We start from the raw sequence: 21,699 nt of genomic DNA, 5'->3' as shown, positions 1-21,699 counted from the left end.
GCACGCCGCCAGCGTTCGTCCTGAGCCAGGATCAAACTCTCCAAACAATGTCTGAACAGTCCTTACCCAGCTGAAAGCCCACCACCGTCACACGGTGGCGGATATTCAACCAAAGGAATCCATCCCCCCACCGAAGCGGGTAGGACGGGGTTGTGCTTCATGCACTGGCTTTTAACACACTGTTGAGTTCTCAAGAAACGGACGCGTACACCATCACCCTGACCCGACCAACCGGTCCGGCAGAACTCCGGGGCGTTCGTTTTATTCTGTTCTTTCGTTGTGCCTTTATTCTTTCAGGCCCGCTTTTTCGTGTCAAACCGGCTCGTTTTAATCCGGTTGATTCGATCTGGCAGATCCTGATGGAATTCAGGCGGCTCCGTTTCCAGAGCAACCCCTCAAACTTACCAGCCTCTGAGCGGCTCTGCGAACCGATCTCCGAGGCCGTTGGCTTCAAAGGGATTGTCGACGAACACGACACAAGCCATACGGAAGTCACCGGAGTGATTGGAGTGGTTTGCGCCGGACCTCGCCGACACCAAAAGATTAGCAGCCCTCGCGGACCGCTCAGGACACAACGACGAACCTCGCGGCCGTATTCCCCGGACTCCCCAAGCCGGGAGGAGCCGGCGAGCCGGCGCCCCGGGGGCTGGGGGCCCGGCCCGTGTGGCGGCCTCGGCCCCCAGCCGAGCGCGCCCGCACGGAAGGGACCGGCCAAGCGAGACGGGCAGCGCCAACGAGACAGGCAGTGCCAAGGGGGCCCGGCGAAACCGAATGGAACGAAGCGCCACGACCGAGCGGGTACACCCGAACAGGCACCGGCGGAAACATAGACTCGGCCGAGTGAGCAGCCAGACGCCGCCGACGGCGAAGAAGGTTCCCAGCGAGCGCGTGCACCACGGGGACACCGTGGTCGATGACTACGCGTGGCTGACGGTCAAGGACGACCCGGAGGTGGTCGCCTACCTGGAGGCGGAGAACGCCTACACGCAGGAGGCGACCGCCCACCTCAAGCCCCTGCGGGAGACGCTCTTCCAGGAGATCAAGGCACGCACCCTGGAGACCGATCTCTCGGTTCCCACCCGCAAGGGCGGCTGGTGGTATTACTCGCGGACGGAGGAGGGCAAGCAGTACGGCATCCAGTGCCGGGTGGCCGCGGACGGCGAGACACCGCCCGAGCTGAAGGCCGGGGAGTCGCTTCCCGGCGAGGAGGTCATGCTCGACGGCAACGAGCTCGCCGGAGACTCCGACTTCTTCTCGATCGGCACCAGCTCGGTCAGTCCCGACGGCACCCTGCTGGCCTACTCGACCAACTTCACCGGCGACGAGCGCTTCACCCTGAAGGTGAAGAACCTCGCCACCGGCGAGACCCTCCCCGACGAGATTCCCGGCATCTTCTACGGCGGCGCCTGGTCCGCCGACGGCACGACGTTCTTCTACACGACGGTCGACGACGCGTGGCGCCCCAACCAGGTCCACCGGCACACGATCGGAAGCCCTGCCGAGGACGACGTGCTCGTCCACGAGGAGTCCGACGAGCGGTTCTGGGTCGGTATCGGGCTCAGCCGCAGCGAGCGCTACCTGGTCCTCTCCGCCGGAAGCAAGATCACCAGCGAGGTGCGCATCCTGGAGGCCGACAACCCCTCCGGTGAGTTCCGCGTCGTCAGGCCCCGGGAGACCGGTGTCGAGTACGGCGTCGACCATGCGGGCGACCGCTTCCTGGTCCTGCACAACCGGAACGCGGAGAACTTCGAGCTGGCCACCGCGCCCCTCGACGCCCCCGGCGACTGGACGCCGCTCATCGAGCACCGCGCCGACACCCGGCTGCTCGACGTCGACGCCTTCGAGGGCCACACCGTCGTGCACTTCCGCAGGGACGGCCTCACCGGCATCCGCATCCTGCCCCGCGGCGGGGAGGCGTACGAGATCCCCTTCCCCGAGCCGATCTACGACGTCGCCCCTTCCGGCAACCCGGAGTTCGTCACGGGACGGCTGCGGCTCGGCTACACCAGCATGATCACCCCGCCGTCGGTCTACGACTACGACCTGGGCGCGGGTGAGCTGGTCCTGCTCAAGCAGAAGGTGGTACTCGGCGGTTACGACCCGGCCGACTACGAGCAGTTCCGCGAGTGGGCGACCGCCTCGGACGGCACCCGTGTGCCGATCTCGATCGTGGTCAAAAAGGGCACGGAGCGGCCCGCCCCCACCGTGCTGTACGGCTACGGAAGCTACGAGATCTCGATCGACCCCTCGTTCTCCGTCGCGAGGCTCAGCCTGCTCGACCGGGGCTTCGTCTTCGCCGTCGCGCACGTGAGGGGCGGCGGTGAGATGGGCCGCCACTGGTACGAGAACGGCAAGTTCCAGCAGAAGAAGAACACGTTCACCGACTTCGTCGCCGCCGCCGAGCACCTCTCCGCCTCCGGCTGGTCGAGCGCGATCATCGCGAGGGGTGGCTCCGCGGGCGGGCTGCTGATGGGCGCGGTCGCCAACCTCGCACCGGAGACCTTCGCGGGCGTGGTGGCGGAGGTGCCGTTCGTGGACGCGCTGAACACGATTCTCGACCCGTCGCTGCCGCTGACCGTGATCGAGTGGGACGAGTGGGGCGACCCGCTGCACGACCCCGAGGTGTACGCGTACATGAAGTCGTACACGCCCTACGAGAACGTGGACGGCCGGGTGTATCCGCCGATCCTCGCGATCACCAGCCTCAACGACACCCGGGTCTTCTACCACGAGCCCGCCAAGTGGATCGCGAGGCTCCGCGAGGTGGCGCGCGGCGGGCCGTTCCTGCTCAAGACGGAGATGGGCGCCGGACACGGCGGCCGCAGCGGCAGGTACGACTCCTGGCGCGAGGAGGCCTTCACCCTCTCCTGGATCCTCGACACGGCAAAGGTGGCTCAGTGACGTACATCGCGGCGAACGACAGGTACGACGACCGTCAGCCGTACAACAGGGTCGGCAAGAGCGGGCTCAAGCTGCCCGCCGTCTCCCTGGGGCTCTGGCACAACTTCGGCGACGACAAGTCCTTCGAGGTCCAGCGGGACATCCTCAGGAGGGCCTTCGACCTGGGGGTGACCCACTTCGACCTGGCCAACAACTACGGCCCGCCGCCCGGGAGCGCGGAGACCAACTTCGGGCGGCACTTCCGCGAGGACTTCGCCCCGTACCGGGACGAGCTGGTCATCTCCACCAAGGCGGGCTACGACATGTGGCCGGGCCCGTACGGCGAGTGGGGTTCGCGCAAGTATCTGCTGTCCAGCCTGGACCGGTCGCTGGAGCGGATGGGGATCGACTACGTCGACATCTTCTACAGCCACCGGTTCGACCCGGACACCCCGCTCGAGGAGACGATGGGCGCGCTGGACCACGCGGTCCGGTCGGGCAAGGCGCTGTACGCGGGCATCTCGTCCTACTCGCCCGAGCACACCAAGGAGGCGGCACGGATCCTGCGGGAGATGGGCACGCCGCTACTGATCCACCAGCCCTCGTACTCGATGTTGAACCGGTGGATCGAGGGCGGGCTGCTCGACGTCCTGGAGGAGGAGGGCGTGGGCTGCATCGCGTTCTCGCCGCTGGCGCAGGGCATGCTGACCGACCGCTACCTGAACGGGATCCCCGAGGGGTCGCGGGCCTCGCAGGGGCGCTTCCTCACCCCGGAGATGCTCACCGACGAGACGATGCGGCACATCCGCATCCTGAACGAGATCGCGAACCGGCGCGGTCAGTCGCTGGCGCAGATGGCGCTGGCGTGGGCGCTGCGCGACAGGCGCGTCACCTCGGTGCTGATCGGCGCGAGCAGCGTCGAGCAGCTGGAGAACAGTCTTTCCGCGGTGGAGAACCTGTCGTTCGACAACAGGGAGCTGGAGACGATCGACAAGGACGCGGTCGACGCGGGCATCAACATCTGGGCCAGGTCCAGCGAGGCCTGACCCCGTCCCGCCCGTCCGCGCGTTTCCGAGGAGGCCGCCGGTCCAGGTGACCGGCGGCCTCCGCCTGTCGGAACCGTTCTCGGAAGCCGTTACAGAGGCCCGAGACGAACGCGGATCGGGTCAGAGCGCCTCGTTTCGCTGCAGGTACGTGAACGAGGCCCAGCCGGGCAGGACCGGCAGCCAGAAGGTGAGCAACCGGAACAGCAGCACGGCCGGGGCCGCCACCTCGCGCGGCACACCCGCCAGGGTGAGGCCGGCCGTGAGGGAGAACTCGACGGCTCCGAGCCCGCCGGGGGTCGGGGCGGCCGAGCCGATGGCGTTGCCCGCGAGGAAGACGATGGCGACGGCGGCGAAGTTGATGGAACCCCCGAAGGCGCGGACACAGGCGTCCAGGCACATCACGAAGGACAGGGTGAGCATCAGGGTGCCGCCGAAGCCCTCGATGATCTTCTGAGGTGACTGGAGGATGTCGAGCAGACGCGGGACGACGCCGGAGAACAGGGAGCGGAGCCGTGCGGTGATCAGGCGGCGCAGGCGCGGGACGCTCAACACGACCAGGGTCAGTACGGCCACGGCGAGCAGCGTGATCACGAGCGTGCGCGACGGGGTGAACGACGAGGCGGTGTTGGAACCGGTGACGTAGGCGAAAAGCAGCAGCAGGCCGACGTGGGAGACGAGCCCGATGAGCTGGGAGGCCCCTACGCTGGCCACCGCCTGTCCCGGAGGGATACCCCGTTTTTGCAGGTAGCGGGTGTTGACCGCGACCCCGCTCACCGCGGCGGGCGCGACGAGCTTGACGAACGACCCGGCGAACTGGGCGAGAACGGTACGGCCGAGGGGCAGCTTCTCCGGGACGAACCCCCTCAGCATGAGGGCGGCGGCGACGTAGCTCAGTATCGCCGCGGCGAGCGCCACTCCGGTCCAGCTCCACTTGGCCGACGTGATCATGTTGAGGTTGATCTGGGTCAGGTAGTAGACCAGGAAGTACGCGGCGAACGCGGTGCCGATGATGGTGATCAGGGTCCGGGGACGGAAGCGCTCCAGGCGCACCTCCTCGGCCTCGACCTTCGGCTTGAGCTCGACGATCCGGTCGCGGATCTCGGTGAGCAGCTCCTTGTTCCTGGTCAGCGCGGCCCTGGTCTCGCGGGTCAGCGCGATCCGCTGGAGCAGGGGAAGCGCGTCGGCGAGCACGCCGGACCCGGCCACGGCCGCGGCGGCGGCGACCGCCCGCTGGGCGCCGACGCGCAGGCTGAGGTAGGTGAGCAGCTGGGCGACGTCGAGACGGAGCAGCAGGTCACCGGCGGCGATCTCGCCGCTTCGGGCGTCCATCAGGACGACCCGGCCGTCGCCGTCGACATGGATGCTGTCGCCGGTCAGTCGCCGGTGGGCGAGCCGCTGGACCTGCAGCAGCAGGACCTGCTCCCAGATCTGGGCGAGCAGGTTGTCGCCGATCTCGTTGTCGGGGATGCTGTCGAGCGCGCGGGTGGGAACGTGCTCGTAGGCGAGCAGTGCGGCCTCGCTGCCGATCTCGCTGGTGGCGACGAGCCTTGGGGTGCTCGCTCCGGCCGCCTGCGCGGCGTACGCCATGAGGGCCTCGCGCTCCAGCTCGGCGCGGAGCGAGCGGATGGCCTTGCGGCGGGTCTCGGTGTTGAGGCGCATGCGCCGCCAGAGGCGGTAGAGCACACCGGCGACCTGGCGGTCACGGTCGAGGACGGTGACGTCGAGACGGCTGCCGTCCCTGAGGTCGACGGCGTAACGGCGGCTGCTCTGGTGGTCGTCGTCGAGCCTGCGTGCCTTGACGGGGACGAAACCCAGCTTGCGGAGCGCCGCGACGACCGTGCTGCCCGGAGGGCGGGTGTTGGGGCTGCCCACGCCGTACAGGGTGGCGTAGCCGACGGCCAGCCCGATCAGGATGGAGACGACGATGCCGAGGATCGTCGCGGCGAGCCCCGCGAACAGGGCGACGGCGTTGAGCGCGACCGCGCTCCACAGGGCCGCCCGCCAGGTGGGGCGGCGGGATATCCGCACCGCGGTGACGTAGGCGATGATCGGGGTGAGCAGGGTGTTGATCGGCTCGACCCCGGCCCGGCCGCCGGTCAGCAGGACCCGCAGGTCCTCGGGACCGGCCTTGAGGATCCACTCGCCGAGTGCGAAGGAGAACACCATCGCGGCGATCGCCGCGAAGAGCCCCTCGGCCACCCTGAGGCCGTCGCGGTGCAGCACTCTCTCGATGGCGAAGGCGACGGGCACGCCGAGCATGGCCGACGCGCTCAGCACCCCGGCCAGACCGCTGAGCAGGAACGGTGCCCGGCTGGTGCCGTCGGCGACGTCGCCCTCCAGGCCGTTCAGGGTCTTCTTGGCGACGAGGGCGAGCAGGACCACGGCCGTGAGCACGAGCAGGGTCGCCAGGAATCGCAGCAGGTCGGAGGGGCGGCGGATCCGCTGCGGGAGCAGCGGCTCGACGACGTGCACGGCGAGATCGCCGTCTGCCGGCGGCCGTGTGCCGTCGACGGACGCCGTTTCGTCCAGTTCCTTGATTTCCGTCACCGCCTGCGATTCTGCATGTTCCGCATTACAGGTGCGTCACCGATCTTCTCTTTGAGTGTTCACAATCAGAGTCATGCGCATCTCGGTCGCCTCTGACAGTCTTGACGGTGTGGCCTCCATCTTGGTCTCCGAAATCGAAAAACGAGGCCACATGGTGATACCTCACGGCGCCCTGGCCGACGAGCGGGCCGACTGGGCGTGGTGCTGCGCGCGTGCCGCCGGAGACGTGGCCTCGGGGGTGGCCGATCAGGCGATCGTGTGCTGCTGGACCGGGACGGGCGCGTCGATCGCGGCGAACAAGGTGCGCGGCGTACGGGCCGCGCTGTGCGCGGACGCGGCCACGGCGGACGGGGCACGTCGCTGGAACGACGCCAACGTGCTGGCGATCAGCCTCCGGTTGATCTCCGCCCCCCTGCTCGGGGAGATCCTGGACGCCTGGTTCGCGGGGAGTCCCAGCCTCGACGAGGAGGACAGGGCGAACACAGCGTACCTGTCGCAGATGGAGAATTGACCGTTCTACCTGCGAGAACAATCAATTCGATGGGTGAAGGGCTGGAAGGCTGAACACCATGTTCCGTCACCCGCTCGCGTCCCGCCGAGTCGCGTCCGAGGGGCGGAAAGCCCCTTCCGTCGTCCCCAGGAAGTTGATGACCGCGATCACCGCGGTCTCGGTCCTGTCCCTGGCCGCGGTGTCGGCCGCGACCCCTGCCCCGGCCGACGCGGCACTCGTCGCGGGAGGCCCGGGACCCGTCATATCCGCAGCCGTCACGGGAGGCTCGGGACCCGTCGTGGCCGACGCGGCACCTCTCGCGGGAGGCGACGACTCCGAGAGAGCCGCCGGGTCCGTCATCCCGGCCGGCGCGGCACCTGTTTCCGGGGGCGGCGGCTCCGCGCCGCCGGCCGGGAGCCCTCTGCCGCCGGAGGCGAAGGCGTTCGGGGCGTCGATCAAACTCGCCGCCCTCAGGGGGCACCTGGAGAGGCTCCAGAGCATCGCCGACGCCAACGGCGGCACCCGGGCTGCGGCCACACCCGGCTACGCCGCCTCGCTCGCCTACGTAGCGGACAAGCTCCGCGAGGCCGGATACCGGCTCACCTCGCAGGAGTTCAAGATCTCCTTCTTCCGCGAGGTCGCGACACCCGTGCTCAAACAGACGCGGCCCCTGGCCAAGAAGTACGTGCCCGGCACCGACTTCAGGACCATGACGTACTCCGGCTCGGGGGAGGTGACGGCCCCGGTGCAGGCGGTCGACCTGGTCCTGCCTCCGAGGAAGGGGCAGGAATCCACCTCGGGGTGCGAGGCGAGCGACTTCTCCAGATTCGCCCGGGGCAACATCGCGCTGATCCAGCGCGGCACCTGCAGCTTCCAGGCCAAGGCGGAACGGGCCGAGGCCGCAGGCGCGTCCGGTGTGATCATCTTCAACGACGGCCGGGCGGGTGAGGGAGCCGACAACCACAAGGGCCTGTTCGGCGGCTCGATCAACACCTCCACCGTGCGCATCCCGGTCGTCAGCGCCGACTTCGCGACCGGTGAGCAACTGGCCGCCCGGGGAACGACGGTGGCACTCGTCGTGCAGACCGAGATCGCCCCCGACCGCAGGACACGCAACCTCATCGCCGAGAGCACCTGGGGTGACCCCGACAGGGTCGTCATGCTCGGCGCCCACCTGGATAGCGTCATGATGGGCCCCGGCATCAACGACAACGGCTCGGGCACCGCCGGCGTCCTGGAGACGGCGCTGGCGGCGAAGTCGCTGCGGACGAAGAACAGGCTGCGCTTCGCCTTCTGGGGTGCCGAGGAGCTGGGCCTGCTCGGGTCGAAGTACTACGTGTCCGCCCTGCCCCCCGCGGAGCGGGCGAAGGTCAAGCTCTACCTGAACTTCGACATGATCGCCTCACCGAACTACGTTTTCGGGATCTACGACGGAAACTCGTCGGGCGAAGTGATCAGCGCGACCCCTCCCCCCGGCTCCGGCCAGATCGAGAGGCTCCTGCAGACGTACTTCGAGGCGGTGGGCGAGCCGTACCAGGACGCCGACTTCAGCGGCCGATCCGACTACGGCCCCTTCATCGGGATCGGCATCCCCGCCGGCGGGCTGTTCACCGGCGCGGAGGGCCTCAAGAGCACCGAGGAGGCCAAGAAGTTCGGCGGCACCGCCGGGGTCGCGTACGACAAGTGCTACCACCAGGAGTGCGACACCATCGCCAACATCAACGACAAGGCCCTGTTGGTGAACAGCGGCGCGATCGCGGCGGCGGCGTTCACCTACGGGTACGCCGACGACCTCCCCCACGCTCCCAACAACCCGCCGAATGCCGGTGATTCCAGGGGCTCCCGGGGTTCCAAGGGCTCCGGGGTGCCCGGGGTGCCCGGCAAGGGGGCCGTCGTCCCCGGCAGGCCGGGCACCGGCGCGGGCGGCCTGGAATCCGGCCACGACCACGACCACGGCGGCCTCCTCAGGTAGGACGGGGCCGCGCGGCGTACGGCCACGAGGGTGCGGGGTGCCGGACACGGGAAACGACGGGATATGGAGGGCCGGGCGGACCGCGGAACTCGGGACGCGGGGAGCGGGGTTCGGGGCGCGGGGTTCGGAGGGGAACGCGCGTACACCCCGCGCGGAGAGCGCGGCTACAGTCGGGACATGTCGTCAGGCGAATTGCGAGTGCTGGGGGCGTGCCCGCTGGACTGCCCGGACACCTGTTCCTGGGTGGTGACCGTCCAGGACGGCAGTGCCGTCAAGATGCGCGGCAACCCGGACCATCCCTACACCCGTGGCGCGCTCTGTGTGAAGGTGAACCGCTACCTGGAGCACACCAGGGCGGCCGACCGCATCCTGCACCCGATGCGGCGGGTCGGCCCCAAGGGGTCCGGCCAACTCCAGCGGATCGGCTGGGACGAGGCCCTGGAGGAGATCTCCGTACGGCTGCGCGGCATCGTCGACGAGCACGGCGGCGAGGCGATCTGGCCCTACATGGGCACCGGAACGCTGGGATACGTCCAGGGGTCGGAGGGGATCGCCGGGAGGCGGTTCTGGAACGTCCTCGGCGCGTCGAGGCACTTCCTGAACATCTGCTCCTCGGCCGGAAACCACGGGCTGCAGCAGGTCTACGGCACACCGGGCGGCATGGATCCCGAGACGTTCGCGCTGTCCAGGCTGATCCTGCTGTGGGGGACGAACACGCTGACGACCGGGCACCACCTGTGGAAATTCATCCAGGACGCCCGCGCGGCCGGGGCGCACGTGGTGGCGATCGACCCGATCCGCACCCGCACCGCCGAGCAGGCCGACGAGCACCTGCCGATCCGGCCCGGCACCGACGCCGCCCTCGCCCTGGGGCTGATGAACGTCGTCCTCGCCGAGGGCGCCGAGGATCGCGACTACCTGGAGAACCACACGAACGGCTGGGAGAACCTCCGCGAGGAGATCCTGCGCCACCCTCCGGCGCGTGTGGCGGAGATCACCGGGCTGCCCGAGGCCGACATCCGGGCCCTGGGGACGCGTCTGGCGCGTACACGGCCCACCGGCATCCGGGCCACCATGGGCATGCAGCGGCACGCGGGCGGCGGCACCGCGATGCGTACGATCGCCTCCATCCCCGGCGTGACGGGCGACTGGCGCCACCCGGGCGGCGGGATCGTGTACTCCACCAGCGGGCACATCCACCTGAACATCGACACCCGCGACGACCTGCTCCCCGGGCCTGTCCGAACGCTCACGATGACGCGGCTCGCCGACGAGCTGGACGAGTCGGTCAAGTGCCTGTGGGTGTACGCGGCCAACCCGATGGGCTCCACCTCCGGCCAGAACCGGATCCGCGAGCGGCTGCTGCGCGAGGACCTGTTCACCGTCGTGATGGAGCAGTTCCCGACCGACACCGTCGACTACGCCGACATCGTCCTTCCCGCCACCATGCAGATCGAGCACGCCGACCTGCACGCGGGGTACGGGCACATGTACCTGATGTGGAACGAACCCGCCGTCGAGCCGCCCGGCGAGTGCCTGTCCACCACCGAGACGTTCCGCCGCCTGGCGCGGCACATGGGGCTCACCGAACCGTCCCTGTACGACTCCGACCTGGAGCTGGCCGAGGAACTGCTCACCTCGGGGCACCCGTCTTTGGAGGGGATCACCCTCGACCGGCTGCGCAAGGAGGGCTGGGTCCGTCTCAACGTCCCCCAGCCGTTCGTGCCGTTCACCGACGGCTTCCCGACGCCCTCCGGTCGGATGGAGTTCGGCTCGGGACCGGCCTACGTCCCCCCGCACACGGCCTCGGCCGCGCCGGGGCCGTACCCGCTCGCGCTCATCACGCCCGCCTCCCACACCTTCCTCAACACCACCTTCGGCAACAACCCCGAGCTGCTGAGGCGCTCGAAGGGCCCGCGCGTCCTGGTCAACCCCGAGGACGCCTCGCGGAGAGGGCTGAGCGAGGGGCAGCGGGCGCGGGTGTTCAACGACGAGGGCGAGTTCGAGGCCGTGGTCGAGATCACCGAGAGGGTACGGCCCGGCGTGGTCGCGTCCACCAAGGGCCACTGGCGCAAGCTCAGCCCGGGGGGCGCGACGGCGAACGCCGTGGTGGCCGCCCGCGACGCCGACATGGGCCGGGGCGCCGTCTACCACGACAACCTGGTCGAACTCGCCCCCTGCACCACCACGGAATGACCGGCGGTCCCGGGTCGACGACTCAGGGAACAAGTCAGGGTTGCTCCCCGATGTGGGCAAGGGGAGACGAGAGGCACCCTGGAGGCATGAACGACGAACTGACTCGACGTGACGAGATGTCCCTCGCCGGAGCGGCGCTGCGCGGTGCTCCCTGGAAGACCGCGGCGGTGACCGGCGGTGCGGTGGCGGCGGTCAGCCTGGGGCTGGACCTGCTCGACGGGGATCTGGATCTTACGTGGGCGATGGTGGTCGGTATCGGCCTGTTCTCGCTCATCGCGGCCATCGGCTCGGTCAGCAAGCCCGACGTCGGCGACCGGGTCACCCGGCAGGCCCGGCTCTGGGCGCTGCGCCACCCCTGGAGGTTCGCCCTCTATCCCGCGCTCGGCTCCGCGATCCTGATGTATCCGGTGCAGCTCGTCCTCGACCGCGAGGGCGTGTTCGGGGCGGCGCTGGACGCGCTCCAGGGGGGTGTCGTGGTCTATCTGATCACGGCGATCGTCGCCCTCACGCTCAAGGGACGCGGCCAGACCTCGCTCCCCGGTGGCCGCTGAACCCCACGACCCGGCTGTCCGGCTCCCGGGTGACCGTCCGGCTCCCGGGCGGGCGTTCAAGGTCCCGGCGAGTGCTCAAGATCTCCGGTGGACGTCCAGCGCCGGGTGAACGTCCAGGCTCCCGGCGGGTGTTCAGGGGCCCGGTGGACGTCCAGGCTCCGGTGGGTGTTCAGGGGCCACGGCGAGCGGCCGGGACGTGTGTGTCGCCCGGTCTCGCGGCACGGCCGGGCCTTTCCGCGTGACCGGGCCAAGGACGTCCGGGGACGCTAGACCCTCTCGTGCTCGGCGCGGCAGACGCAGAACTCGTTGCCCTCGGGGTCGAGCATCGTGACCCAGCCGCTGCCTTCGGGGTCGCGGTGGTCCTCGGAGATCGTGGCGCCGAGTCCGGCCAGGCGCTCGACCTCCTCGTCACGGGTGGTGCCCGCGGAGCCGGTGAGGTCCAGGTGGACGCGGTTCTTGACCGCCTTGTCCTCGGGGACCTTGATGAACAGCAGGTCGATCCTGCCTCCCTGGAGAAGGACCTCGTCGTCGTTCTTCTCCGTATCCGGGTGAAGCTTTCCACCGGTGGCGTCGCGCCAGAAGGTCGCCAGCTCGTACGGCTGGGCGCAGTCGAAGGTCACGCAGTGAACGTCAATCATCGCTCCACCCAACCCGACACCACCAAAGCCGTCAAGCAGGTTTCCGGATAGCCCGGTTCGGTTCCGGCGGGTCACGCCGTCGAACCCACGCGTTTCGGTTCTCGCCGGTCACGTCGCCGGGTGCACGGGTCACGTCACCGGATGTACGCGTCTCGGTTCTCGCCGGTCGAATGACCGGACGTACCGGTCCGGTCGCCGAGCGCGCGGATCGGGTTGCCGAACGTACGGATCGTGGCGCCGGATGTACGCGTACAGCCCGCCGGGGCGCCCAGGTGCGCGGTCAGTGGCCGCCTGCGGCGAGGTTGAGCCCGACGACGCCCGCGACGATGAGCAGGACCGAGGCGATCTTGAGGGCCGACGCGTCCTCGCCGAGGGCGACGATGCCGAGTGTGGCGGTGCCGACGGCTCCGATGCCCGTCCAGACGGCGTAGGCCGTGCCGACCTCCAGGGTCTTCAGGCCCAGGGCGAGCAGGCCGAAGCTGAACGCGCCGAAAACCAGGAAGCCGATGCTCGGCAGTGGCACGGAGAATCCGTCGCTCAACTTGAGTGAGTACGCCATCGCGACTTCGAAGAGACCGGCGATCACGATGAAGATCCAGGCCATGACAACTCCCCCTTGATCAGGAGCGTCGTCTTTGCCTACCGGGTACGGCGCGTCTCGTCCGGAAACGCTCCTTTTGAGCGTTGTGACAGTGGAACGTAGCCGGGCCTCACTTTGATTCCCACCAGATTGTGAACCACTGGTCGCGGGGCACCGGCCACATGTCCAGCTCGACCACCGCCGCGATGACCTCGTCCGCCCGCTCCCGTCCGAGGCAGAGCCTGCGGCAGGCGCTCTCGGCGAGGTCTTCCAGGCGGGTGAAGCGGGGCAGCGGGGCCACGCGCCGCTCGTGGCGAACCTCGTGGCCGAGGCCCTCCGCGATGGCGATCACGTCGTGGGCCGTGGGCCCGCTGGGGCGGGTGATGCCGTGGAAGTGCTGCCAGAGGGGGTTGAGCCAGCTCATCGGGTGCCGGCCGGTGAGCTCCAGGACCACCCGGGCGCGGGCGTGGCGAGTGAGTTCTGTAAGGAATCCCGCCAGTTCGGGCACGTTGTAGACGACGTGGGCGCAGACCGCGACGTCCGCCACCGGTGTCCGCGCCGCCACGTCGGGCCAGCGGCCGTTGACGACGAGGGTGGGAACGCCGAGCGCCTCGGCCCTGACGGCCAGCTCGGCGAGCATCGCCTCCGAGGTGTCGACCGCGATCAGCCGCCCGAGGTCCCGGCCCAGCGGCAGGGAGGCGGCCCCGGTCCCCGCGCCGACGTCCAGCACGCTCCCGCCGGGTGGGAGCGCCTCGGCGATCCGCGCCAGGGTGGGTCCCTCGGGGGCCGCGAGGGCGAGGTCGGTGCGTTCGGCGAACCTCGCGGGAGAGTGGCCCCAGGGATCGGCCGGCGCCTTCGCCGCGATCTCCGCGGGAATGCCCCACATCCCGAGGTCGGCCCGCCACTGCTCGTCCATGGGAAGAGCCTAGAAGAGCTCTCCCCTCCCCGTCGATCGGCGTCACCCGGGCACCGTTCCAGCAGTACGGAGGCGTGATGAACGTCCCAGTCAGGGGTGTTTTCTAGGGGTTACCCGCGGGTAGCATTACCGGTAACGTTACTGACGAGTATGGAAAGTTCCGGATCCCCCGGTTTCAAGGAGCAGACCCCATGGGCCACTACAAGAGCAATGTCCGTGACCTGGAGTTCAACCTCTTCGAGGTCTTCGGACGCCGGGACATCCTGGGCAGCGGTCTTTACGCCGATCTGGACGAGGACGTCGTGCGGAGCCTGCTCGACGAGGTCAACCGCCTCGCCACGGGCGTGCTCGCCGACTCCTTCGAGGAGGGCGACCGCACCCCGCCGGTGTTCGACCCCGCCACCGGGACCGTGACGATGCCGGAGGGCTTCAAGAAGTCCTTCGCCGCCTACCGTGACGCCGGCTGGACCAACCTCAGTCTCCCCGCCGAGCTCGGCGGCCCCGGTCTGCCCAGCAGCGTGAGCTGGGCGCTGGCCGAGATGGTCCTCGGCTCCAACCCGGCCATCTGGATGTACTCCAGCGGCCCGGCCTTCGCCCACGTGCTCCACGTGATCGGCACCGAGGAGCAGAAGCGCTACGCCGAGCTCGCCATCGAGAAGCAGTGGGGCGCCACCATGGTCCTCACCGAGCCGGACGCCGGCTCCGACGTGGGCGCCGGCCGCGCGAAGGCCGTGCGTCAGGACGACGGCACCTGGCACATCGAGGGCGTGAAGCGCTTCATCACCAGCGCCGAGCACGACCTGTCCGACAACATCTTCCACCTCGTGCTCGCCCGCCCCGAGGGGCACGGCGTCGGCACCAAGGGCCTGTCGATGTTCCTGGTCTCGAAGTACCACGTGGACCTGGAGACCGGCGAGCTCGGCGAGCGCAACGGCGTGTACGTCACCAACGTCGAGAAGAAGATGGGCCTCAAGGTCTCCACGACCTGCGAGCTCACCTTCGGTGGCGAGCACCCGGCCGTGGGCACGCTCATCGGCGAGGTGCACGAGGGCATCAAGCAGATGTTCATGATCATCGAGCACGCCCGGATGATGGTCGGCTCGAAGGCGATCGCCACGCTCTCCACCGGCTACCTCAACGCCCTCGAATACGCCAGGCAGCGGGTGCAGGGCGCCGACCTCACCCAGATGGCCGACAAGTCGGCCCCCCGCGTGACGATCACCCATCACCCGGACGTACGCCGGGAGCTGATGCTCCAGAAGTCGTACGCCGAGGGCATGCGCGCCCTGGTCATGTTCACCGCCACCTACCAGGACGACGTGCTGCTCGCCGAGCACGAGGGCCGCAGGAACGAGCACGCCGAGGCGATGAACGACCTGCTGCTCCCGCTGGTCAAGGGCGTCGGCTCCGAGCGCTCGTACGAGCTGCTCGCCCGCTCGCTGCAGACCCTGGGCGGGTCCGGCTACCTGCAGGACTACCCGATCGAGCAGTACATCAGGGACGCGAAGATCGACTCCCTCTACGAGGGCACCACCGCGATCCAGGGCCTGGACCTGTTCTTCCGCAAGGTCCTGCGTAACCAGGGGGTCGCCCTCGGCTCGCTGTACGCCGACGTGAAGGCCTTCGCCGCCTCCGAGGCGGGCAACGGGCGGTTGAAGGAGGGGCGCAAGCTCCTGGACGAGGCCGCCGACGAGGTCAAGGCGATGGCCGACACGATGGCGGGCTGGGCGATCGGCTCGCTGGAGACCCCGCAGGAGGTCTACAAGGTCGGTCTCAACACCACCCGGTTCCTGCTCGCCCTGGGCGACCTGGTGATCGGCTGGCTGCTGCTGCGCCAGGCCGAGGTGGCCCTGGCCGCGCTCGGCTCGACCACCGAGGGAAGCGACCACGCCTTCTACAGCGGCAAGGTCTCCGCGGCCTCGTTCTTCGCGCAGACCGTCCTGCCCCGCATCGCCGCCGAGCGCCGCACGCTCGACGCCACGGACCAGGACCTGATGGAGCTGCCGGAAGAGGCCTTCTGACCCGCCTTATCCCGGCCTGACACCGGCCTGAGTCCTGTCGGTTCAGGCCGCATGATCACCTGCTCCCGCGGCAGGCACGACGAGGGACCGGCCCCGCTCTCCCGGGGCCGGTCCCTCGTCCGTTTTCCGCTTCTCCGCGCACGGAACGGTCAGGATGCGCGCCTGTGCTGATACTCGGCGACCGCGGCCATGATCACACTGATCGGGACGACGGCGTCCTGCCCCGCAAGCGCCGCCTCGACCCACTCCCTGATGAGCGTGGTGGGCTTCATGCCGCGCTCCTGGGCTCGCGCGCGGACCTGGTCCATCACGGGTTTCGGCAATCGCAGCGAGGTGACGATCATCACCTCGTCGGCGGGCACCGGCTCGCGCGGAACCGCACGCTCCAGCTCCGCGGTGGTGTCGTGCTCGTCGTAGTAATCGGCCAAGTCGTCGATTTCGTCTCGTGTCACGGTCATCACCTCACCTTCCTGGCGAACAGTCGCTTCTCGGTGGCGGTCATGTCTCGTGCGGTGACCACGTACCAGGCACCCGATTCGGCGACGCTCTCCACCAGCACGACGAGCAGATATCGCCCGTCATCCGTCACGCCATAGATGAGCGTGCTGCCCTCTCGACCCGCCGCCTCCCAATAAGGACGGGTGAACACCACCTGTTCGACTTCTTCCGGCGTGACACCGTGCCGCGCGATGTGCTCCTCGGACCGCTCGGTCCAGTAAATGGCTCGATACCCCACAGAGCTTAACGTAATACGTTCGCATTACAAGAGGTGGGCAAAGTCTTGACACGCCTCTACGGAAAGGCGCTGTTCAGAGGCAGCACCGCGTCGCCGGAGCAGATGGGGTGCCACAAAGGAGGACGGATCGCCATGGAGTTGTTGACAGCGGCCCTCTGTTATTCTCATACTGAGTTTGTCTCAACTTGAGAAGGACATGGGATGGATGAATCGGAGTTCCTCGCCGGCTATGACCCACGGGCATACCCGGCGGTCGCGGTGACGGTCGACGTGGTGGCGCTCACCATTCGCGGGGGCGGGTTGCGCGTTCTGCTGATCAGGCGGGCCGAGCAACCCCATGCGGGGCTGTGGGCGCTACCCGGGGGGTTCATCCGGCCGGGAGAGGACCTGCCACAGGCCGCGGCGCGGGAGCTGGCCGAGGAGACGGGGCTGTCCGACCCGTCTGGGCCGTTGGGTCGAATCCACATCGAACAGCTCGCCAGCTACGGGGCGCCCGAGCGTGACCCGCGGATGAGGGTCGTGTCGATCTCCTACCTCGCCTTCGCCCCCGACCTGCCCGATCCCCGGGCGGGCTCGGACGCGGCCGACGCCTCCTGGCACTCGGTCGACAAGCTTCCTGAGCTCGCGTTCGACCACGACCGCATCCTGGCGCACGGGCTGGAGCGGGCCCGCGGCAAGCTGGAGTACACCCCGCTCGCCACCGCGTTCGCCGGTGAGAGGTTCACGATCTCCGAGCTGCGCGGCGTCTACGAGACGGTCTGGGGGGTGCAGCTGCACGCGGGCAACTTCCACCGCAAGATCCTGTCGGTTCCCGGCTTCGTGGAGAGCACCGGCGAGACCACCGAGAGCGGCGGGGCCAGGGGCGGGCCCCGCGCCAAGCTCTATCGGGCCGGTGACGCCCGGCTCCTGCACCCCGCCCTGTTGCGACCGGCCAGGGAGGAGCAGATCCGATGACCACGGCCGAGGCGATCGCGCTGGTGACCGCCGCTCACACGCCCGAGGACCTGTTCGGCGGGGACTCCCCCCACCGGGCGTACCGGAGGCTCGCGAGGCTGCTCCACCCCGACCTCGCGCCGGGAGCGGAGGCCGCCGTGGCGTTCACCCGGCTGGCGGAGCTGTGGGCGGCCCGCGAGGGAGCCTCGGAGCGGGCCAAGGAGATGGTGATCACCACCAGGCGGGGCACCTACCGGATCGGGGGCGTCTTCCGGCAGGGCGCGTCGGCCGTGCTCTACGAGAGCGGCACCGACACGCTGCTCAAGCTCCCGCGCAGCCACGCGGACAACGACCTCATACGCCGTGAGGCGGAGTCGCTGAGGACGATCGCGCACGACGGCGACCCGCTGCTCCTGCCGTACGTTCCCCGTCTGGTGGAGTCGTTCCGGCACCGGTCCGACGGGGTCGAGCGGCAGGCCAACGTGATCAGCCGGGTGCCGGACGGGTTCCTGAGCCTGGAGGAGGTCCGGCGGCGCCGGCCGGTGCTGGACGTGCGGGACGCGGCGTGGATCTGGCGGCGGCTGCTGGTGGCCGTCGGCGCGGCTCACCGGGCGGGGGTCGTGCACGGGGCGGTGTTCGGGCACCACGTCCTCGTCCACCCGCTCGACCACGGCCTGGTGCTCGTCGACTGGAGCCAGTCGGTCCCGCTCGGCACTCCGATCACCGCTCTCGTGGCCAGGCACCGCGACGACTATCCGCCCTGGGTCCTGGCCAGGAAGCCCGCGACCCCGGCCACCGACATCCACCTCGCCACCCGCTGCGTGGCCGCCCTCATGGGCGACCGCCTCCCCACCCCGGTCAGGCACTTCGTCCGGGGCAGCCTGCTCAGCCCGCCGAACGACGCCTGGCGGCTCCTGGGAGAGCTCGACGAGCTGCTCGACGACCTGTACGGGCCGAGGAAATACCGGCCGCTTCATCTCTGACCCTCGAAAACCCCGACCCTCGAAACCCCGACCCTCGAAACCTTCGACTCCCAGAACGACCTTCGAAACGACCTTGACGACCTCAGGAACGACCTCATAGAACGTTCCACCTGATCCGAGGAGATCCCCCGTGGGAAGCGGAATCTGGTCCACCGACGTCTACTCCGCCGCCGCGAGCTACCGCGCGGCCAAGGGTTCGAGCGCCTTCGCCTACAGCGACAGCGGCGCCCGCTCCGCTCACCCCGACCTCGACCCGCACAAGGTCGCGCTCCGCGAGAGCCGCGACTCCGCCGAGCACCCCAACTCCCTCGCCGTGGCCGTCCTGTTCGACGTGACCGGCTCGATGCGCGGGGTGCCCCGCACCCTCCAGACCAAGCTGCCCGACCTGCTCGGACTGCTGCTCCGCAAGGGGTACGCCACCGACCCGCAGATCCTCTTCGGCGCGATCGGCGACGCCACCTGCGACCGCGCTCCCCTTCAGGTGGGCCAGTTCGAGTCCGACAACCGGATGGACGAACACCTGGGCAAGATCCTGCTCGAAGGCGGGGGCGGCGGCCAGATGTCCGAGTCGTACGAGCTGGCGATGTACTTCATGGCCAGGCACACCTCGATCGACTGTTTCGAGAAGCGTGGCCGCCGGGGTTACCTGTTCATCATCGGCGACGAGCTGCCCTATCCGCAGGTCAAGCGGCGCGAGGTCGAGAAGGTGGTCGGCGAGCGGCTCCGGCGCGACATCCCGACCAAGGACCTCGTCGCCGAGCTGACCAGGATCTACGACGTCTACTACATCCTCCCCGCCGGATCGAGTTACGCCGGGGACGGCCGGGTGCTCGCCGCCTGGCGCGAACTGCTCGGCCAGAACGTGCTGGAGCTGGACGACCTGGACGCGGTCTGCGAGACCATCGCGCTCACCGTCGGCCTCGGCGAGGACGCCATCGACCTGCGAGAAGGGCTGGACGACCTCGACGAGATCGGCTCGAACGCCGGGAGCGCCGTGGGCAAGGCCCTCGCCAAGCTCGACCGGGGCGCCCTCGTGGTGTCCGACGGGCTCGACCTGGGCGGCGACAGCGGCGTGATGCGGCTCTGAGAACCTCCCCGCCGTGCGGCGGCCACCGCGAAAGCGGCGGGGAGTGCCACCACGAAGGGAGACGGTTCCTCCCCGGCGGGACGAAACCCGCCGGGGAGGGGCCTCGACGGGCCTCGACGGAGGAGACCGTCCTGGCGCCCCCGCTGACGGGAACCTTCGAGGTCCCTCCGGCGAAAGGTACCGACGGCTCCGGCAGAGGGACCGGCAGGGGCTTCCGGCTGAAGAGACCGGCCGGAGAACGGCTCGTCCGGAAGAGAAACAGAGGAAGAGGAGACGAGGGTGAACGGGTGGCCGTATGCGTGAGCACGTGATCGTGACCGACCTCGGGTACGGCGACGCGGGAAAGGGCACCGTCGTCGACTGGCTCTGCGCCCGCGAGCCCGTCCAGGCGGTCGTCAGGTTCAACGGGGGCGCGCAGGCGGGGCACAACGTCGTCCTGCCCGACGGAAGACACCACACGTTCGCGCAGTTCGGATCGGGCACGTTCAGAGGAGTGCCGACCCACCTGTCCAGGTTCATGGTCGTGGATCCGCTCTCGCTGGCCGGGGAGGCGGCCCATCTGGAGGCGCTGGGCGTCCCCGACCCGTTCCGCCTGCTCACCGTGGACCGGGACGCCCTGCTCGCCACGCCGTACCACGTGGCGGCGGGGCGGGCCAGGGAGCTGGCACGCGGTGAGGACCGGCACGGGTCGTGCGGGATGGGCGTCGGGGAGACGATGGCCTACGCCCTGGAGCACCCCGATCTCGCGCCGGTCGCGGGCGACTGCGAGGAACCTGTCCGGCTCACCCGCAAGCTGCGCGCGCTCCGCGACGCCCTCGGTGGGAGCGGGCCGCCCGTGGCGGACTGCGTGGACGCCTACCGGGCGTTCGCCGAGCGGGTGATCCTGGTCGGCTCCTCGTTCACGGCGGCGCTGCTGCGCAGGCGGCCCGTGGTCTTCGAGGGGGCGCAGGGCGTGCTGCTCGACGAGTGGCACGGCTTCCATCCGTACACCACCTGGAGCACGACGACCTTCGCCAATGCGCTGGAACTGCTCGACGGGGTGCCCGCCACGCGGCTGGGCGTGCTGCGGACCTACACCCCGCGGCACGGCCCGGGACCGCTCGTCACCGAGGACGCGGACCTCGCGCTGCCCGAGGCCCACAACGGGACCGGCCCCTGGCAGGGCCCCTTCCGCGCCGGCCACTTCGACGCGGTGGCCCACCGCTACGCGCTCGCGGTCTGCGGCGGGGCAGACGCCCTCGCGCTCACCCACCTGGACGCGCCGGTGTCGCGGATGTGTGTCTCGTACGACATCGGCGAGCTTCCCGTGGGCGTGACGGGCGACCTCGACGGGCAGGCCCGGCTGACGGAACGGCTTCTGGAACCGCTGACGGGGGCCGGGCCGCGCTACGCCGACGGGATCGACGACTGGCCCGCGGCGGTGGCCGAGGCCCTCGGGGTGCCGGTGTGGCTGGGCTCGTCGGGACCCACCGCCGCAGACAAGGTCCTTCTCGGTGGTGTGATCACGCCGGAAAGGGTATGACCAATCCCGGACTCTCTCTTTGCCTGGCGTACAGCCTTACCCGGAGGAACTCATGGGTGTCGGGGTCAGCATCTTCTTTCTCACGCTCGGCGCCATCCTCCGCTTCGCCATCGATCCCGATGTCCTCGGCGAGGCGGTGCACATCGACGTGATCGGCCTGATCTTCATGATCGTCGGGGCTGTCGGGATCGTGCTGAGCATCGTGATGTCCCCCAAGCGCGGGCACACGTCCGAGGATCGCCTGATGCACCGCGAGAACCACCCGCCGGAGGTCTAGGACCTCCGGCGGTCTCGGGTTGTGCCGTCCTAGACCTCGAACTGCACCGCCGCCCGCGAGGCCACGATCGGCTTGATGTGATCGGTGACCGCGGCCTGGTGCAGCGGGTGGTCACGGTAGACGAGGAAGTCGTCGACGCTGTCGAAGTCCGCGACGACGGCGAACTGGTGGTTGCCGGGATTCACACCCGCGTCGGAGCCGATGGTGTAGGAGCGGATCTCGGTGATGGCTCCGGGCAGCTTGGCGAGCTCCGTGGCGACCCTGGCCCTCTGCTCCTCGGTGGCCTCTTCCGTCCAGGTGAACAGCACGACATGCCGGAACATG

At 69.3% G+C, this 21,699-nt stretch carries 19 protein-coding genes and 1 riboswitch; of the genes, 12 read left to right on the top strand and 7 right to left on the bottom strand.

The annotated features are described in order from the left end of the window. The first annotated feature begins 840 nt into the window (after window positions 1–840). On the top strand, window positions 841–2,901 hold the full coding sequence (locus ACFY3D_RS12675) for a S9 family peptidase (RefSeq protein WP_389978443.1): 2,061 nt from the start codon (window positions 841–843) through the stop codon (window positions 2,899–2,901). Beyond that, entirely contained in the window at window positions 2,898–3,926 is a 1,029-nt protein-coding gene (gene mgrA / locus ACFY3D_RS12670) for an L-glyceraldehyde 3-phosphate reductase (RefSeq protein ID WP_389978440.1), read from the top strand. Before ACFY3D_RS12675 ends, mgrA begins: the two co-directional genes overlap by 4 nt. Window positions 3,927–4,046: 120 nt before the next feature. Here the strand turns inward: mgrA and ACFY3D_RS12665 are convergent, their stop codons facing one another. Beyond that, a complete protein-coding gene (locus ACFY3D_RS12665) occupies window positions 4,047–6,473 on the bottom strand; it encodes a YbhN family protein (protein ID WP_389978437.1) in 2,427 nt (808 codons plus the stop codon). A 73-nt stretch (window positions 6,474–6,546) separates the two neighbouring features. Here ACFY3D_RS12665 and ACFY3D_RS12660 point away from each other — a divergent pair, with 73 nt between their 5' ends. From ACFY3D_RS12660 to ACFY3D_RS12645, 4 genes are all read left to right on the top strand, one after another. Then, window positions 6,547–6,984 carry an RpiB/LacA/LacB family sugar-phosphate isomerase gene (locus ACFY3D_RS12660; protein ID WP_389978434.1) on the top strand — a complete coding sequence of 146 codons (438 nt, stop codon included), beginning with the start codon at window positions 6,547–6,549 and terminating at the stop codon, window positions 6,982–6,984. A 136-nt stretch (window positions 6,985–7,120) separates the two neighbouring features. Next, window positions 7,121–8,935 (top strand): M28 family metallopeptidase, encoded by a 1,815-nt coding sequence (locus ACFY3D_RS12655; RefSeq protein WP_389978431.1) that lies wholly within the window; start codon window positions 7,121–7,123, stop codon window positions 8,933–8,935. A gap of 177 nt (window positions 8,936–9,112) precedes the next feature. Further along, window positions 9,113–11,131 (top strand): molybdopterin-dependent oxidoreductase, encoded by a 2,019-nt coding sequence (locus ACFY3D_RS12650; protein WP_389978428.1) that lies wholly within the window; start codon window positions 9,113–9,115, stop codon window positions 11,129–11,131. A gap of 86 nt (window positions 11,132–11,217) precedes the next feature. Next, window positions 11,218–11,682, top strand: coding sequence for a hypothetical protein (locus tag ACFY3D_RS12645; protein ID WP_362906963.1), 465 nt, complete (start codon window positions 11,218–11,220; stop codon window positions 11,680–11,682). Between the two features lie 266 nt (window positions 11,683–11,948). On the opposite strand, the gene ACFY3D_RS12640 is transcribed toward ACFY3D_RS12645, so the two are convergent. From ACFY3D_RS12640 to ACFY3D_RS12630, 3 genes are all read right to left on the bottom strand, one after another. Further along, a complete protein-coding gene (locus tag ACFY3D_RS12640) occupies window positions 11,949–12,320 on the bottom strand; it encodes a VOC family protein (RefSeq protein WP_389978425.1) in 372 nt (123 codons plus the stop codon). Between the two features lie 280 nt (window positions 12,321–12,600). After that, window positions 12,601–12,924, bottom strand: a complete 324-nt coding sequence (locus ACFY3D_RS12635) for a multidrug efflux SMR transporter (RefSeq protein WP_362906959.1) — start codon at window positions 12,922–12,924, stop codon at window positions 12,601–12,603. Between the two features lie 19 nt (window positions 12,925–12,943). Then, window positions 12,944–13,009, bottom strand: a riboswitch (guanidine-III (ykkC-III) riboswitch). A gap of 21 nt (window positions 13,010–13,030) precedes the next feature. Beyond that, entirely contained in the window at window positions 13,031–13,816 is a 786-nt protein-coding gene (locus ACFY3D_RS12630) for a class I SAM-dependent methyltransferase (RefSeq protein WP_362906957.1), read from the bottom strand. Between the two features lie 191 nt (window positions 13,817–14,007). Between ACFY3D_RS12630 and ACFY3D_RS12625 the strand changes: the two genes are divergently transcribed. Then, window positions 14,008–15,837: an acyl-CoA dehydrogenase gene (locus ACFY3D_RS12625; protein ID WP_389978420.1), complete on the top strand. Its 1,830-nt coding sequence runs from the start codon at window positions 14,008–14,010 to the stop codon at window positions 15,835–15,837. A gap of 149 nt (window positions 15,838–15,986) precedes the next feature. Here the strand turns inward: ACFY3D_RS12625 and ACFY3D_RS12620 are convergent, their stop codons facing one another. Both ACFY3D_RS12620 and ACFY3D_RS12615 read right to left on the bottom strand, forming a co-directional pair. Beyond that, on the bottom strand, window positions 15,987–16,289 hold the full coding sequence (locus ACFY3D_RS12620; RefSeq protein WP_389978417.1) for a hypothetical protein: 303 nt from the start codon (window positions 16,287–16,289) through the stop codon (window positions 15,987–15,989). A gap of 5 nt (window positions 16,290–16,294) precedes the next feature. After that, window positions 16,295–16,573, bottom strand: a complete 279-nt coding sequence (locus ACFY3D_RS12615; protein ID WP_389978414.1) for a hypothetical protein — start codon at window positions 16,571–16,573, stop codon at window positions 16,295–16,297. A 201-nt stretch (window positions 16,574–16,774) separates the two neighbouring features. On the opposite strand from ACFY3D_RS12615, the gene ACFY3D_RS12610 reads away from it, so the two are divergent. From ACFY3D_RS12610 to ACFY3D_RS12590, 5 genes are all read left to right on the top strand, one after another. Continuing rightward, a complete protein-coding gene (locus tag ACFY3D_RS12610; RefSeq protein WP_389978411.1) occupies window positions 16,775–17,527 on the top strand; it encodes an NUDIX domain-containing protein in 753 nt (250 codons plus the stop codon). Next, entirely contained in the window at window positions 17,524–18,489 is a 966-nt protein-coding gene (locus ACFY3D_RS12605) for a lipopolysaccharide kinase InaA family protein (protein WP_389978408.1), read from the top strand. The genes ACFY3D_RS12610 and ACFY3D_RS12605 overlap by 4 nt, the downstream gene beginning before the upstream one ends. 130 nt (window positions 18,490–18,619) lie before the next feature. Continuing rightward, entirely contained in the window at window positions 18,620–19,576 is a 957-nt protein-coding gene (locus ACFY3D_RS12600; RefSeq protein ID WP_389978405.1) for a hypothetical protein, read from the top strand. A 295-nt stretch (window positions 19,577–19,871) separates the two neighbouring features. Continuing rightward, window positions 19,872–21,098 (top strand): adenylosuccinate synthetase, encoded by a 1,227-nt coding sequence (locus ACFY3D_RS12595; protein ID WP_350950154.1) that lies wholly within the window; start codon window positions 19,872–19,874, stop codon window positions 21,096–21,098. Window positions 21,099–21,150: 52 nt separating this feature from the next. Further along, window positions 21,151–21,375: a DUF6458 family protein gene (locus tag ACFY3D_RS12590; protein ID WP_350950153.1), complete on the top strand. Its 225-nt coding sequence runs from the start codon at window positions 21,151–21,153 to the stop codon at window positions 21,373–21,375. 29 nt (window positions 21,376–21,404) lie between these two features. On the opposite strand, the gene ACFY3D_RS12585 is transcribed toward ACFY3D_RS12590, so the two are convergent. Continuing rightward, window positions 21,405–21,698, bottom strand: a complete 294-nt coding sequence (locus ACFY3D_RS12585) for a Dabb family protein (RefSeq protein ID WP_389978401.1) — start codon at window positions 21,696–21,698, stop codon at window positions 21,405–21,407. Between the last annotated feature and the right edge of the window lies 1 nt (window position 21,699).

It is taken from the genome of Streptosporangium sp. NPDC000509 (genome assembly GCF_042898365.1).
GTDB lineage: Bacteria > Actinomycetota > Actinomycetes > Streptosporangiales > Streptosporangiaceae > Streptosporangium.
This window is presented reverse-complemented; position numbering and strand designations above follow the sequence as displayed.

Bases quoted from the DNA above. Each gene is read 5' to 3' on its own strand.
- ACFY3D_RS12660 (WP_389978434.1), top strand. From the start codon at position 6,547: ATGCGCATCTCGGTCGCCTCTGACAGTCTTGACGGTGTGGCCTCCATC.
- ACFY3D_RS12605 (WP_389978408.1), top strand. From the start codon at position 17,524: ATGACCACGGCCGAGGCGATCGCGCTGGTGACCGCCGCTCACACGCCC.
- ACFY3D_RS12655 (WP_389978431.1), top strand. From the start codon at position 7,121: ATGACCGCGATCACCGCGGTCTCGGTCCTGTCCCTGGCCGCGGTGTCG.
- ACFY3D_RS12635 (WP_362906959.1), bottom strand. From the start codon at position 12,924: ATGGCCTGGATCTTCATCGTGATCGCCGGTCTCTTCGAAGTCGCGATG.
- ACFY3D_RS12610 (WP_389978411.1), top strand. From the start codon at position 16,775: ATGGATGAATCGGAGTTCCTCGCCGGCTATGACCCACGGGCATACCCG.
- ACFY3D_RS12650 (WP_389978428.1), top strand. From the start codon at position 9,113: ATGTCGTCAGGCGAATTGCGAGTGCTGGGGGCGTGCCCGCTGGACTGC.
- ACFY3D_RS12640 (WP_389978425.1), bottom strand. From the start codon at position 12,320: ATGATTGACGTTCACTGCGTGACCTTCGACTGCGCCCAGCCGTACGAG.
- ACFY3D_RS12590 (WP_350950153.1), top strand. From the start codon at position 21,151: ATGGGTGTCGGGGTCAGCATCTTCTTTCTCACGCTCGGCGCCATCCTC.
- ACFY3D_RS12645 (WP_362906963.1), top strand. From the start codon at position 11,218: ATGAACGACGAACTGACTCGACGTGACGAGATGTCCCTCGCCGGAGCG.
- ACFY3D_RS12630 (WP_362906957.1), bottom strand. From the start codon at position 13,816: ATGGACGAGCAGTGGCGGGCCGACCTCGGGATGTGGGGCATTCCCGCG.
- ACFY3D_RS12625 (WP_389978420.1), top strand. From the start codon at position 14,008: ATGGGCCACTACAAGAGCAATGTCCGTGACCTGGAGTTCAACCTCTTC.
- ACFY3D_RS12595 (WP_350950154.1), top strand. From the start codon at position 19,872: ATGCGTGAGCACGTGATCGTGACCGACCTCGGGTACGGCGACGCGGGA.
- ACFY3D_RS12585 (WP_389978401.1), bottom strand. From the start codon at position 21,698: ATGTTCCGGCATGTCGTGCTGTTCACCTGGACGGAAGAGGCCACCGAG.